11 protein-coding genes are annotated in these 13,569 nt (G+C 67.8%); 10 read left to right on the forward strand and 1 reads right to left on the reverse strand.

Going from position 1 to position 13,569, the window contains the following annotated elements; genetic code table 11:
* Positions 1 to 58: 58 nt before the first annotated feature.
* The 4 genes from J5226_RS25455 to J5226_RS15985 all read left to right on the forward strand — a co-directional run bounded on the left by J5226_RS25455 (position 59) and on the right by J5226_RS15985 (position 2,481).
* Positions 59 to 1,462 carry a peptidoglycan-binding domain-containing protein gene (locus J5226_RS25455; RefSeq protein ID WP_255322817.1) on the forward strand — a complete coding sequence of 468 codons (1,404 nt, stop codon included), beginning with the start codon at positions 59 to 61 and terminating at the stop codon, positions 1,460 to 1,462.
* A 97-nt stretch (positions 1,463 to 1,559) separates the two neighbouring features.
* Positions 1,560 to 1,799 (forward strand): hypothetical protein, encoded by a 240-nt coding sequence (locus J5226_RS15975; protein ID WP_215835429.1) that lies wholly within the window; start codon positions 1,560 to 1,562, stop codon positions 1,797 to 1,799.
* 92 nt (positions 1,800 to 1,891) lie between these two features.
* A complete protein-coding gene (locus tag J5226_RS15980) occupies positions 1,892 to 2,191 on the forward strand; it encodes a YciI family protein (RefSeq protein ID WP_215835430.1) in 300 nt (99 codons plus the stop codon).
* Between the two features lie 2 nt (positions 2,192 to 2,193).
* Positions 2,194 to 2,481: a BolA family protein gene (locus J5226_RS15985; protein WP_215840462.1), complete on the forward strand. Its 288-nt coding sequence runs from the start codon at positions 2,194 to 2,196 to the stop codon at positions 2,479 to 2,481.
* Positions 2,482 to 2,744: 263 nt separating this feature from the next.
* On the opposite strand, the gene J5226_RS15990 is transcribed toward J5226_RS15985, so the two are convergent.
* Entirely contained in the window at positions 2,745 to 3,635 is an 891-nt protein-coding gene (locus J5226_RS15990; RefSeq protein WP_215835431.1) for an acyltransferase, read from the reverse strand.
* A gap of 468 nt (positions 3,636 to 4,103) precedes the next feature.
* On the opposite strand from J5226_RS15990, the gene J5226_RS15995 reads away from it, so the two are divergent.
* From J5226_RS15995 to J5226_RS16020, 6 genes are all read left to right on the forward strand, one after another.
* Positions 4,104 to 5,162, forward strand: a complete 1,059-nt coding sequence (locus tag J5226_RS15995) for a LacI family DNA-binding transcriptional regulator (protein ID WP_255322818.1) — start codon at positions 4,104 to 4,106, stop codon at positions 5,160 to 5,162.
* 102 nt (positions 5,163 to 5,264) lie between these two features.
* Positions 5,265 to 8,324 carry a TonB-dependent receptor gene (locus tag J5226_RS16000; RefSeq protein WP_215835433.1) on the forward strand — a complete coding sequence of 1,020 codons (3,060 nt, stop codon included), beginning with the start codon at positions 5,265 to 5,267 and terminating at the stop codon, positions 8,322 to 8,324.
* Positions 8,325 to 8,481: 157 nt separating this feature from the next.
* The gene (locus J5226_RS16005) at positions 8,482 to 10,158 is read left to right on the forward strand and encodes a glucoamylase family protein (RefSeq protein WP_215835434.1); all 1,677 of its coding nucleotides are present in this window, start codon (positions 8,482 to 8,484) and stop codon (positions 10,156 to 10,158) included.
* 28 nt (positions 10,159 to 10,186) lie between these two features.
* Positions 10,187 to 11,557, forward strand: coding sequence for a sugar ABC transporter substrate-binding protein (locus tag J5226_RS16010; protein WP_215835435.1), 1,371 nt, complete (start codon positions 10,187 to 10,189; stop codon positions 11,555 to 11,557).
* Entirely contained in the window at positions 11,554 to 12,432 is an 879-nt protein-coding gene (locus J5226_RS16015) for a sugar ABC transporter permease (RefSeq protein ID WP_215835436.1), read from the forward strand. Before J5226_RS16010 ends, J5226_RS16015 begins: the two co-directional genes overlap by 4 nt.
* Positions 12,429 to 13,265, forward strand: a complete 837-nt coding sequence (locus tag J5226_RS16020) for a carbohydrate ABC transporter permease (protein WP_215835437.1) — start codon at positions 12,429 to 12,431, stop codon at positions 13,263 to 13,265. Before J5226_RS16015 ends, J5226_RS16020 begins: the two co-directional genes overlap by 4 nt.
* The last annotated feature ends 304 nt before the right edge of the window (positions 13,266 to 13,569 follow it).

Below are 13,569 nucleotides of genomic sequence, written 5' to 3' on the forward strand. Positions count from 1 at the left end.
GTCCGGCCCCATCACCCAGCGCGTTCGCGCGCATGAAACATCGACAAGGAGAAGTACGATGCCCAACTACAAGATCGTCGAGTCGGTCGGCAGCAAGGTCCAGAACGTCCACGACTTCGAGGACATCGAGCGTCACCATCCCAGCCGCGGCAACGAGAAGGGCCGCGTCTACGGCACCGTCAACGGCGAGCGCGAGGAACTGCTCGGCGACTACAACGGCAAGGTCACGGTGACCCGCGACGGCGATCATTTCGTGTCCAAGGACTTCGTCCTGCAGGTCGACGGCAACGCCTCGGTGAAGGTGCCGGCGGTGGCCAACGGCTACATCGGCAAGATCGACAAGTCCGACGGCATCGTCCAGATCTACGACAAGCCGGCCAACGACCCCAGCCGCGAGATGATCGCGCAGTACCGCCACATGGACCTGCGCAACACCACGCTGCGCGAAGGCCAGAAGATCGAGTACGGCGAGCCGGTCGGCATCCAGAGCGGCTTCAACAACGGCAAGTCGAACGCGTTCGGCAAGCACGTGCACATCGACATCAACACCAGCTACCTGCCGCAGATGGACCGCTACATCCGCGACATGGACCGCGGCGCGATCACCCCGGACAAGCACCCGCCGCATTCGGAGAACCTGACCGGCAAGGCCCAGGTCAGCGACATCTCGGGCAAGGGCAGCGTGGTGATGAAGCCGGGCGTGACCGCCGGCGAGGCGCACAACCACGACCACAAGCCGGGCGACAAGCACGACAAGCACGACAAGCACGACAAGCACGACGCGCCGGCCGCGCCGATGGCCGACGGGGTGCTGCGCAAGGACGAGCGCGGCCCGGAAGTGAAGGCGCTGCAGGACCGGCTCAACGCGCTGGGCTATCGCGACGCCGAGGGCAAGGCGCTGGTCGCCGACGGCAAGTTCGGCGACCGCACCAAGCACGCGGTCGAGCAGTTCCAGCGCGAGCATCCGGGCCTGGGCGTCGACGGCGTCGCCGGCCCGAACACGCTGCGCGAGCTCAAGACCGCGCAGCCGCGCCACGAGGCGGCCGCGCCGACCCGCGACGCCAACGCCGGCCCGCTGCTGTCGGATCCGAACCACCGCGACCACGCCATGTACCAGCAGGCGGTCAACGGGCTGGAGAAGCTCGGCGGCTTCAAGAACCACCAGGAGCTCGAGCGCGCCGCGGCCACGCTGACCTACGACGCGCGCGTCAGCGGCCTGACCAAGATCGACCACGTCGTGTCCAACGCCAACGGCAACGGCTTGTTCGCGGTGCAGGGCGGGCTCAACGATCCCAGCCACCACCGCGCTTACGTCGACCGCAATCAGGCCGCGAACCAGAGCGTCGAGCAATCGACCCAGCGCCTGCAGCAGGACGTGCCGCAGTCGGCGCAGCAGCAGGAACAGCGCCAGCAGGAACAGCAGCGCAGCCAGCAGCAGGCGCAGCCGACCAAGGTCGCCTGACGGGCGCGCCGGCCCCGCGCCGGCCGCGTCCCACGCGCAGCCCGCATCGCCCGATGCGGGCTGTTTTTTCGCCCGCCCGTGCACGCGGAGACTGCCGGTGGCGCAAACCCGAATTTTCGCCGAGTTCGACAACGCGGCGGCCGACGGCTGCGTGCGTCTGGACGCGCGCGCCACCTTGGACGACGTGCGCCGCCTGGGCGTGCGCTTGCGTCCGGGCTTGGTGCTGTCGTTGTACGACGGCGTCTCGATCGCGCTGGCGCAGGTGACCGGCTGCGACGACGGCGGCGCGCGCCACGCGCGCCTGCTGAGCGACCCGGTCGCGGTGGACGGCGGCTGAGGCCGCGCGGATCGCCGGGTTGGGCAACGACGGCGGGCCGGCGGCTGCCGCTACAATGCGCGATCTCCCACGCCGCTCCGCCGAGGTTCGCCATGTGGTACTTGATCGAGGGTTACGACGTCGCCGATGCGCTGCCCAAGCGCGGCCCGGCGCGTCCGGCGCATTTGCAGCGCTTGCAGGATCTGCGCGATCAGGGCCGCCTGCTGTTGGCGGGGCCGTGTCCGGCGATCGACGCCGAGGACCCGGGCCCGGCCGGTTTCAGCGGCAGCCTGGTCGTGGCCGAGTTCGAATCCTTGGAGGCCGCGCGCGCCTGGGCCGACGCGGATCCTTACGTCGAGGCCGGCGTGTACGCGCGGGTCGAGGTACGTCCGTTCCGCAAGGTGCTGCCGTGAGCCTGCCGCGCGAGCAGCGGGTCGACGCGATCCGCACCGCCATCGAAGCCGCGCTGGCGCCGCTGTCGCTGGAGATCGAGGACGAAAGCCATCGCCACGCCGGCCACGCCGGCGCGCAGGACGGACGCGGCCATTTCCGCGTCGCCGTGATCAGCCGCGCCTTCGCCGGCATGCTGCCGCTGGCGCGCCATCGCGCGGTGTACGCGGCGGTGGGCGAGTTGATGACGACCGATATCCATGCGTTGTCGATCGTGGCTCGTACGCCTGAAGAAGCGCAGACGCAGCAGTAGCCGGCGAGCGCAGGAGTCGGCGGACAGGAGTTAGGCGTTAGCGAGAGCGGCTGTTGCGCTGGCCGCTCCAGGCGTGCTCCATCGCCGGCACGTCGCCTCGTGCGGCTGCGCGGCGCCTACGGCATCGTCGTGGGCGCGTGCGGCCTGTTCGGGCCGAACTTGGTTGAGGCGGCCGCCGCGATCGTGGCGCATGGCGTTCGAGGCGGTCCGACTGGCGCCCGGGCGATGCGCCGCCCTCCGCGAGGCCTGCCCGCTTTCTCGGATCAGGACTGCGCGTCGCCCGCCAGCAACGCCGTCATGTCGGCGTCCTTCTCGCTCCACAACCCATTCATCCACTGCTGGAAGCGCACGCGGAACTCGCGGTCGTTCTGGTAATCGCCGCGCAGCAGTTCGGCGGGGATGGCGCGCCGGCGCACCCGCACGCGCACCTCGGGCACGCGGTCGGCCAGCAGGTCCAGCAGCGACGGCGAGCCGGCCGGGTAGGCGATGCTCACGTCCAAGATCGCGTCCAGCCCCTGGCCCATCGCATCGAGCACGAAGGCCACGCCGCCGGACTTGGGCTTGAGCAGGTGGCGGTACGGCGAACTCTGCGAGGCATGCTTGGACGCGGTGAAGCGCGTGCCCTCGACGAAATTCATGATCGACACCGGAATCTCGCTGAACTTCTCGCAGGCGCGGCGGGTGGCCTCGATGTCGCGGCCGGCCAGCTCCGGCCGCCGCGCGATCTGCTTGGGCGTGTAGCGGCGCATGAAGGGGAAATCCAGCGCCCACCACGCCAGCCCCAGCAGCGGCACCCAGAACAGTTGCTGCTTCAAGAAGAAGCGCATGAACGGCGCGCGGCGGTTGAACAGCTTCTGCAACACCAGGATGTCGACCCAGCTCTGGTGGTTGGCCAGCACCAGGTAATGGCCGTCGGGCGCGGGCGCGGCGTCTTCGCGCACGTGCAGGCGGGTGCGGGTGAAGCGGTCCCACATGCTGCTGTTCACGCCGATCCAGCTTTCCGCCAGGCCCGTCAGCGCCGTATTGCACGCCAGGCGCAGGCGCTTGCTCGGCATCAGCGCCTTGATCAGGGCGACCAGCAACAGCGGCAACACGTGCAGCACGGTGTTGAGCGCGATCAGCAGCGAAATCAGGGCGACTCGCAAAAACAGCATGGAGGCGGCAGGCTCGGGAGGAGCGCCATTGTCACAGGGCAACGCCGCCGGCGTCATCCCGGCGCTGCGTTGGCCGGCTTGGGTCCGTCTTCATTTCCGTGTCCGGGGTAGGGCTGGGCTGCGTCGCAGTGCGTTCGGTCGCCATGCGTTCGCGTGAGGCGGCGCTGCGCGTTCGCCGTCATGCCGCGCTCGCGCGGTGCCGTGCGCCCGCAGTGGCGCGTGCGCAGTGGGTGCGCCGTTCGCGCCGAGAGTCGCAGCGCGTCCTGCGTGCCGATCGGGCGATGCGGCGGCGAGCGGAATCGCGCCGCGCCGACCGCTGCGCGTTGCTGCGTCGCAGCATGGTTTCGCCGGCATTTTCGCCGCTTTCCAACCGGCTAACCGGTTTTCATAACAAGCGCTTTACACTCGTTCCTGAAAACGTTTACAGTCGTCGCACTTTCAGCCGCGAAGGGGCGGTCGAGGACTGTGGTGAGCGTGACGATCAAAGATGTCGCCCGCGCGGCCCAGGTGTCGGTGGCGACAGTATCGCGGACCTTGAACGGTCATGGCAACGTCGCCGAAGACGTGCGCCGGCGCGTTCTGGCCGTCGCCAACGACCTGCGCTACACGCCGCACGCCGCGGCGCGCAGCCTCAGCAGCCGCCGCACCCAGACGCTGGGCGTGGTGCTGCCGGACCTGCACGGCGAGTTCTTCTCCGAACTGGTGCGCGGCGTCGATCAAGTCGCGCGCGAGCATCGCCTGCACCTGTTGGTGTCGAGCTACCACGGCCAGCCGGAAGAGCAGGTCTCGGCGCTGCGCGCGATGCGCGGCCGGGTCGACGGCCTGCTGGTGATGTCGCCGTACGCCGCCGCGCAAGTCTCCATCGCCGAGGAGCTGGCGGCGACCTTGCCGACCGTGCTGATCAACGCGCAGGACGCCGCGGCCGACATGCCCTCGCTCAACGTCGACAACTACGGCGGCGCGCAGGCGATGGTCGAGCATCTCGTCGCCGCGGGCCATCGCCGCATCGCCTTCATCGCCGGTCCCGAAGACAACTTCGACGCCAACGAGCGCCTGCGCGGCTATCGCGAAGCGCTGGCGCGGCTGCTGCCGGACGCGCGCGAGTGGGTGCTGCCGGGCAAGTTCGACGAAGCCTCCGGCCACGCCGCCGGCAATGCCTTGCTGGCCGCGCGCGAACGCCCCGACGCGGTGTTCGCCGCCAACGACATGATGGCGCTGGGCTGCTTGTTCGGCCTGGTCCAAGGCGGGTTGCGCGTGCCCGACGACATCGCCGTGACCGGCTTCGACGACATTCCGCTGGCGCGCTACGTCCACCCGGCGCTAACGACCATGCGGGTCAATATCGCCGAGCTGGGCGCGCGCGCGGCGCGCATGCTGCTGGCCCGGCTCAATCCGGAACCGGCCGCGGACGCGGCGCAGGCGCCGGGCGAGGCATCCGAACACCTAGAAAAACCGCGGCAAAGCGAGCCGCTGCGGCCCGAATTGATCGTGCGCGAATCGGGGCTACGCCGAGGGGGCGGCGCCTGATCGCGGGCGAAAAAAATTTGGCCGCGCGTGTAAGCGATTACAAAACAGGCCGCTTCTCAACGCTGCACCGCAGCGACGTGCTCCTTGGAGGGAGGAACGCAGATGACCCACGACAATAAGACATCACGCCGACATCCACGGCTCCGTTTTCCCGGCGCGCCGGGCCGCAGTTTGCTGGCCTGCGCGCTCGCCAGCTGCCTGATGCTGTCCGCGCCGGCGGCGCTGGCGCAGAGCACCGCGGCGACCATCCGCGGCACGGTCAGCGGCAACGCCGGGCCGTCGGGCAACGCCAGCGTGACCGCGACCAACCTCGCCAGCGGCTTGGTGCGCAAGGTCCAGACCGGCGGCGACGGCAACTACACCCTGGCCGGCCTGCCGCCGGGCACCTACCGCATCGACGTCAACGCCGACGGCCAGAGCAACACTCGCAACGTCACCGTCGCGGTGGGCCAGACCGCGACCTTGAACCTGTCCACCGGCGGCGTCGCCGAGACCGCGCCGAGCGGGCAGTCCGCCACCGACATCGACAAGGTCACCGTGACCGCCTCGGCCCTGGCCGAGGTGCGCACCTCCGAGAACGCCACCTACATCTCGACCAAGCAGATCGAGTCGCTGCCGCAGGGCACGCGCAACTTCCTCGCCTTCGCCGACACCGTGCCGGGCGTGCAGTTCGTGCAGGCCTCCAACGGTTCGGCCTCGCTGCGCAGCGGTGCGCAGAGTTCCAACGGCGTCAACGTCTACATCGACGGCGTCGGCCAGAAGAACTACGTGCTGCCCGGCGGCATCTCCGGCCAGGACGACACCCGCGGCAATCCGTTCCCGCAGTCGGCGATCGGCGAATACAAGGTCATCACCTCCAACTACAAGGCCGAGTTCGACCAGCTCAGCTCCGCCGCGATCACCGCGGTGACGCGCTCGGGCAGCAACGAATTCCACGGCGACTTCTTCTGGGACAACACCTTCGAGAAGTGGCGCGCGCCGACGCCGGCCGAGGACAAGGCCGGGCGCAAGACCGACTCGAAGGAAGAGCAGTACGGCATTTCCTTCGGCGGCCCGATCATCCAGGACAAGATGCATTTCTTCGTCGCCTACGAGGCGAAGGAATACAACACGCCGTTCACGATCAAGCCCGGCGAAGGCGTCACCGCCGCGACCTTGCCGGCGCAGTTCCAGTCGCTGATCGGCGGCGTCAACGCGCCGTTCAAGGAAGACCTGTATTTCGCCAAGCTCGACCTGACCCTGGGCGAGAACCATTACTTCGAGTTGACCGGCAAGTACCGCGACGAAACCGAACTGACCGGCGTCGACGGCATCAGCACGGTTCCCTTCGGCACCGCCAAGGACAACCAGGACAAGCGCGCGGACCTGCGCTACCAATACACCGGCGAGGGTTGGCTCAACGACGCGCACCTCACCTACGAGGACGCCGCCTACAACCCGCGCGCCAACGCCTTCGGCAACGGTTATGTGCTGACCCGCGGCGACATCGGTTCCAGCGGCGACAAGCGCGTGCTCAACGCCGGCCCCGGCGAGAATTTCCAGAACAAGGCGCAGAAGGGCTGGTCGATCCAGGACGATCTGACCTTCACCGACCTGCAGTGGCACGGCAACCACACCGTCAAGATGGGCGTGAAGTACAAGGTCATCGACGTCAGCGCGGCCGAGCAGATCCCGTACAACCCGCAGTTCTTCTACGACATCGCCGGCGATCTGGCTTCGCCGTATCTGGTGCGCTTCGGCGCCGGCCTGCCGGGCATCGCCGACGGCAGCGTGGAGTCGCGCAACAAGCAGTTCGGCATCTACATCCAGGACGACTGGGAGGTCAACGACAAGCTGACCCTCAACCTGGGCGTGCGCTGGGACTACGAGACCAGCGACGTCTACACCGATTACCGCACGCCGGCCGACGTGGTCGCCGCGCTCAACAGCCAGGATCCGCGCGCGCCGGCCGGGCAGAGCTATCGGCAGACCCTGGCCAAGGGCGGCATCGATCTCAACGACTTCATCAGCGACGGCAGCCAGCGCAGCAACTTCAAGGACGCGATCCAGCCGCGCCTGGGCTTCTCCTACGATCTCAACGCCGACCAGCGCCACGTGATCTACGGCGGCGCCGGCCGCGCCTACGACCGCAACATCTTCAACAACCTGCAGCTGGAAACGACCAAGGGCACGTTCCCGACCTATTCGTACCGCTTCAACCAACCCGGCCACACCTGCACGCCGGGCGTGGGCGACTGTCTGGCGTTCAATCCCGGGCTGATGAACCGCGACGCGCTGGAAGCGCTGGTCGCAGCCAATCCGAACTTCGGCCGCGAAGTGTTCCTGCTCAGCAACGATCTGAAGACGCCGTACTCGGATCAGTTCAGCATCGGCATGCGCAACGCGGTGACCATCGGCGGGACCGAGTGGCAGACCGACGTGGGCGTCTCGCGCATCGTCAGCAAGGACGGTTTCGCCTTCCTGCTCGGCAACCGCAACCCGGACGGTTCGTTCTATCCGCCGGGCGCGAAGTGGGGTCCGCCGTGGGGCGCCGGCGTTCCGGGCTTCGGCCGCGCGCTGATCCTGGGCGTGAACGGCATCGAGACCCGCGCCAACGCGCTGCTGGTCAAGATCGACAAGCCCTACACCCGCGAGTCGGGCTGGGGCGTGACCCTGGCGTACACCTTCACCGACGCCGAGGAAAACCGCGAGACCGGCGAATCGTTCTCGCTCGATCATCCGAGCCTGGCCGGCTTCGGCTGGCACGATCCCAAGGGCGTGCCGCGTCATCGCCTGGTCGCCACCGGCATCTACGATGGCCCGTGGGGGCTGACGTTCTCCGGCAAGCTGACCTTGGCGAGCCCGACCGGCTACTACTTCGTCAATTGCTCGCAGTCGCCCAACGGCGACGACGCCGCCTGCTTCACCGATCAGTACAAGGAAGACCGCACCGTCGGCTTCAAGCAGCTCGATCTGGCGGTGAGCAAGGAGTTCGATATCGGCGCCGGCATCAAGTTCCGCATCCGCGGCGACGTGCTCAACGTCACCAACGCGCGCAACTACAACCAGTTCGACACCTTCGCCGGCCGTCTCGGCGCGCCGAATCCGAACTTCGGCGACCATCAGGACGGCATCATCCTGCCGACGCGCATGTTCAAGCTGTCGATGGGTTTCAGTTGGTGAACGCCGCGCGCCGGCCGCTCGCGCAGCGGCCGGCGTCGGCTTAGCAGGGCTTTCGCGCGCCGCGGGAACCAATCGCGGCGACGCGGGGACAAACCGAATGAGGAGTCCGCGCCCGGGGCGCGGACGGGTTCACGAAGACACAGGGGTCTTTGGCTTCATGCGACACGCACAAACGACAACGCGCGCGGTTTCCTTCGCTGTCCTGGGCACGCTGTTGCTCGCTTTGTCCGCGTGCAAGAAGCCGGAGACGCAATCGCAGACGCAGCCCATCGTCAATCCGGAGCCGGTCGTGGTCGAGCCGCTCAAGCAGGAGCGGCTGGAACTGCCGCCGCTGTTCCGCGATATCGAGAAGCGCACGTTCCAGTTCTTCTGGGACACCTCGAACGAGCGCAACGGCCTGACCCCCGACCGCTATCCGTCGCGGCCGTTCGCCTCGATCGCGTCGGTCGGTTTCGCCTTGACCGCGTACCCCATCGGCATCGAGCGCGGCTGGGTCAGCCGCACCCAGGCGGTGGACCGCACCCTGACCACGCTGAAGTTCCTGCGCGATCTGCCCGCCGGCCCGCAGGCCAGCGGCAAGGGCACCTACAAGGGGTTCTACTACCACTTCCTCGACATGCAGAAGGGCGAGCGTTACGACAGCTGGGTCGAGCTGTCGAGCGTGGACACCGGCTTGCTGATGATGGGCGTGCTGTTCGCCCAGTCGTATTACGACCGCGACGACGCGCGCGAGAAGGAAATCCGCGAGATCGCCGACACGCTGTACAAGCGCGTGGATTGGCAGTGGCTGCAGCAGAACAAGCCGCTGATCTCGATGGGCTGGTTCCCCGAATCGGGCTTCATCAAGCACGACTGGATGGGCTACAACGAGGCCATGCTGCTGTACGTGCTGGCGCTGGGTTCGCCGAGCCATCCGGTCGAACCCGAGGCCTGGACGGTGTGGACGCGCACCTACAACGACGTGTGGGGCGTCTACCAAGGCGAGGAATTCCTCGCGTTCGGCCCCTTGTTCGGCCACCAATACAGCCACGTCTGGATCGATTTCCGCGGTATCCAGGACGATTACATGCGCGAGCGCGGCATCGATTATTTCGAGAACAGCCGCCGCGCCGCCTACGCCCAGCGCGCCTACGCCATCGCCAACCCGATGAAGTGGAAGGACTACGGCCCCGAGCTGTGGGGCCTGACCGCGAGCGACGGGCCGCAGCAGACCTTGCAGGAATACCGCGGCGAGCAGCGCCAGTTCCGCCACTATTCGGCGCGCGGCGCCGGCCTGCGCGAGAACTTCGACGACGGCACCATCGCCCCGACCGCGGCGATCGCCTCGCTGCCGTTCGCGCCGGAGATCGTGATTCCGACCACGGTGTCGATGCACGAGCGCTACGGCGAGTACATCTATTCCAGCTACGGCTTCCTGGATTCGTTCAACCCCAGCTTCAACTACGACATCCCGCTCAAGACCGGACGGTTGGTGCCGAACCAGGGCTGGGTGTCGAGCGATTACATCGGCATCGACCAGGGGCCGATCCTGACCATGATCAGCAACTACCGCAACGAGTTCGTCTGGAACGTGATGAAGCGCAATGCCTACGTGCGCGCCGGACTGGAACGCGCGGGCTTCAAGGGCGGCTGGCTGGCGCCGCCGGAGAACAAGAGCAAGGACGGCAAGGACAAGGACGGCGGCAAGGACGCGGACGCGAGCAAGCCGGCCGAGGCCGCCAAGCCGGCGGCCAAGCCGGCCGGTCCGATCGATCCGGCCACGGCGCGCGCGCTCGGCGAGGCGGAGTCGCGCGCGGCGCGCACGCCGCCGAAGCCGGCGCCGAAGCCCGAATGACGGGGCGCGCGACGGCGGGACCGGCGGCATGAGCGCGCGCACGCCGCAGCGCGGCGGTTCGCCGCGCCATCGCGGCCCGATCTCGGCGGCGCGGCGCCTGTGCCGGCTGATCGCGCTGGCCTTGCTGGCGACGCTGCTCGGCAGTTGCTCCGGCAACCGCGACGGCCGCACCGTGGTGAAGTTCTGGGCGATGGGCTTCGAGGGCGAGATGGTCGCCCGCCTGATCCCCGAGTTCGAACGCCGCAACCCCGGCATCCGCGTGCAGGTGCAGCAACTGCCGATCATCTCCGCGCACGAAAAGCTGCTCACCGCGTTCGCCGGCGATTCGCTGCCGGACGTGTGCGCGATCGGCAACACCTGGGTCTCCGAATTCGCCTTGCTCGACGCGCTGGAGCCGCTCGACGGCCGCATCGCAGCGACGCCGTCGCTGCGCGCGCAGGACTACTTCGCCGGCGCCTGGGACACCGGCGTCATCGACGGGACGGTGTACGCGGTGCCGTGGTACGTGGAAACGCGTTTGCCTTACTACCGCCGCGACTTGCTGCAAAAAGCCGGCATCGCCGAGCCGCCCAAGACCTGGGACGAATGGAAGACGGCGATGGCGGCGATCAAGCGCGAGGTCGGCCCCGACCGCTACGCCACGTTGTTCCCGCTCAACGAGCCCGAGCCGCTGTTGAACCTGGGCATCCAGTCCGACGAGCCGCTGCTGCGCGACAACGGCCGTTACGGCAATTTCCGCAGCCCGGGCTTCAAGCGCGCGCTGGCGTTCTACCGCGAGGCCTTCGAGCGCCAGTGGGCGCCGCTGGCGAGCAATACCCAGATCGCCAACGTCTGGAACGAATTCGGCCGCGGCTATTTCAGTTTTTACGTCAACGGTCCCTGGAACATCGCCGAGTTCAAGAAGCGCTTGCCGGCCGATCTGCAGGACACCTGGATGACCATGCCGCTGCCCGGCGAACACGGGCCGGGCGCGTCGGTGGCCGGCGGCGCCAGCTTCGTGGTGTTCCGCGGCTCCCAGCGCCAGGACGCGGCGTGGAAACTGATCGCTTACTTGTCCGAACCGCGGACGCAGATGCAATTCCACGGCCTCACCGGCAATCTGCCGCCGCGGCGCGAGTCGTGGAACGCGCCGGCGCTGGTCGCCGATCCTTATGCGCGCGCGTTCCGCGATCAACTCGAGCGCGCGCGCCCGGCGCCGAAAGTGCCGGAGTGGGAGCGCATCGCGATGGAGATCAAGGTGGTCGGCGAGCAGCTCGCCAACGGCCGTTTGAGCGTCGATCAAGCCGCCGAGGAACTCGACCGCCGCGCCGACCGCATCCTGGAGAAGCGCCGCTGGATGCTCGATCACGCCGCCAAGCCGGCCGGCCAACCAGCGGCCGCGGCCGGGGAGGGCGCATGAAACCCTCCACCGCCGGCTGGGTGTTCGCCGCGCCCGCGCTGACCGTGATCGGCGTGTTCTTCGGCCTGCCGGTGCTGGCCGCGTTGGCGCTGAGCCTGACCGACTTCGACATCTACGCGCTGGCCCACATCGAGAACCTGCGCTTCGTCGCCTTCGACAACTACCTGGGCCTGCTGCGCAATCCGCTGTTCTGGAAGGCGCTGGGCAACACCTTGTACTTCGTCGCGGTCGGCGTGCCGCTGTCGATCGCGGTGTCGCTCGGCGCGGCGCTGCTGCTGAACTCCAAGCTCGGCGTGTTCAAGCCGTTCTTCCGCACCGCGTTCTTCGCCCCGGTGGTGACCACGGTGGTGGCGGTGGCGGTGATCTGGCGCTATCTGCTGCACACGCGCTACGGCCTGATCAATTGGGGCTTGTCGACGCTAGGCATCGACCCGATCGATTGGCTCGGCGACCCGCATTGGGCGATGCCGAGCATCATCCTGTTCGCGGTGTGGAAGAACTTCGGCTACAACATGATCATCTTCCTCGCCGGTTTGCAGGCGATTCCCGAAGACCTATACGAAGCCGCGCGCATCGACGGCGCCAGCGCGACCCGCCAGTTCCGCTACATCACCTTGCCGATCCTCGGGCCGGTGCTGCTGATGGTCAGCATCCTGACCTTGGCCGGCTATTTCCAATTGTTCGCCGAACCCTACGTCATGACCCAGGGCGGCCCGCTGCAAAGCACGGTCAGCGTGCTGTACCTGATGTACGAGGAAGGCTTCAAGTGGTGGAACCTGGGCAACGCCTCGGCGGTGGCGTTCCTGCTGTTCGTGCTGATGACCGCGAGCACCAGCGCGCTGATGTGGCTGGCGCGGCGCAAGGGGGTCGAATGAACCGCGACGGCATGCCGGCGTGGCTGGCCCGCGCTATCGTCAACGGCTTGCTGATCGCGCTGGCCGTGCTGAGCCTGGCGCCGCTGCTGTGGATGCTGGCGGTGTCGCTGATGCAGCCCGGCGAAGCGGCCGCGTTCCCGCCGCCGCTGTGGCCGGCCAATCCGACCCTGCACAACTACCGCGAGCTGTTCTCGCGCATGGGCATGGGCCGTTATCTGCTCAACAGCTTTTTGGTTTCGACCCTGGTCACCGTGATCGCGGTGCTGCTCAACACCTTGGCCGGCTACGCCTTCGCCAAGCTCGCCTTCGCCGGACGCGAGACCGTGTTCCGCCTGTTGCTGGCGGCGCTGGTGATCCCGGCGCAGGTGTCGATGATGCCGCTGTTCCTGATGCTCAAGCAGATGGGGCTGATCAACACCTACGCCGGCGCGGTGGTGCCGGGCATGGCCGGCATCTTCGGCATCTTCCTGGTGCGCCAGTACGCGCGTTCGATTCCCGACGAGCTGCTGGAAGCGCCGCGCATCGACGGCGCCGGCGAGCTGCGGATCTTCTTCCAGATCGTGCTGCCGGCGCTGCGGCCGATCCTGGTGACGCTGGCGATGTTCAGTTTCCTCGGCGCCTGGAACGATTTCATGTGGCCGCTGATCGTGCTCAGCGACGAACACCTGCAGACCTTGCCGGTGGCGCTGGCGTCGCTGTCGCGCGAGCACGTGCAGGACAACGAGATGATGATGGCCGGGTCGGTGGTGACCGTGGTGCCGGTGTTGCTGCTGTTCCTGGTGCTGCAGCGGTATTACCTGCAAGGGCTCTTGGTCGGCAGCGTCAAGGGCTGAGGCCGCGCCGGGCGCTCGCGGGCGTTCGGGGTTGCGATAGTCGCGATGGATGGGCCGCGAGCCGCGGCGGAAGGAGTGCGAGCGATGGCGATGTGGTTTTCCGGGATAGCGCGTTTCCTCCTCACCGTCGTTCCGGCGGAAGCCGGAATCCATTTTGATCTTGCTTCACCGCGCCTCGTGGTGGGGGATGCGGAAGCAACGGCAAAATGGATTCCGGCTTTCGCCGGAATGACGGTGTGGAGGTTCGGGCAGGTGTGGAGGTCTGGACAGGCGAGGAGGTCCCGACAGGTGTGGAGGTTCGGGC

Origin of the sequence: Lysobacter sp. K5869 (assembly GCF_018847975.1) — a bacterium.
GTDB lineage: Bacteria > Pseudomonadota > Gammaproteobacteria > Xanthomonadales > Xanthomonadaceae > Lysobacter.

Excerpts from the sequence above, each read along its gene's own strand:
- J5226_RS25455 (WP_255322817.1), top strand. The coding sequence starts at position 59 with ATGCCCAACTACAAGATCGTCGAGTCGGTCGGCAGCAAGGTCCAGAAC.
- J5226_RS15980 (WP_215835430.1), top strand. The coding sequence starts at position 1,892 with ATGTGGTACTTGATCGAGGGTTACGACGTCGCCGATGCGCTGCCCAAG.
- J5226_RS15990 (WP_215835431.1), bottom strand. The coding sequence starts at position 3,635 with ATGCTGTTTTTGCGAGTCGCCCTGATTTCGCTGCTGATCGCGCTCAAC.
- J5226_RS16000 (WP_215835433.1), top strand. The coding sequence starts at position 5,265 with ATGACCCACGACAATAAGACATCACGCCGACATCCACGGCTCCGTTTT.
- J5226_RS16005 (WP_215835434.1), top strand. The coding sequence starts at position 8,482 with ATGCGACACGCACAAACGACAACGCGCGCGGTTTCCTTCGCTGTCCTG.
- J5226_RS16010 (WP_215835435.1), top strand. The coding sequence starts at position 10,187 with ATGAGCGCGCGCACGCCGCAGCGCGGCGGTTCGCCGCGCCATCGCGGC.
- J5226_RS16015 (WP_215835436.1), top strand. The coding sequence starts at position 11,554 with ATGAAACCCTCCACCGCCGGCTGGGTGTTCGCCGCGCCCGCGCTGACC.
- J5226_RS16020 (WP_215835437.1), top strand. The coding sequence starts at position 12,429 with ATGAACCGCGACGGCATGCCGGCGTGGCTGGCCCGCGCTATCGTCAAC.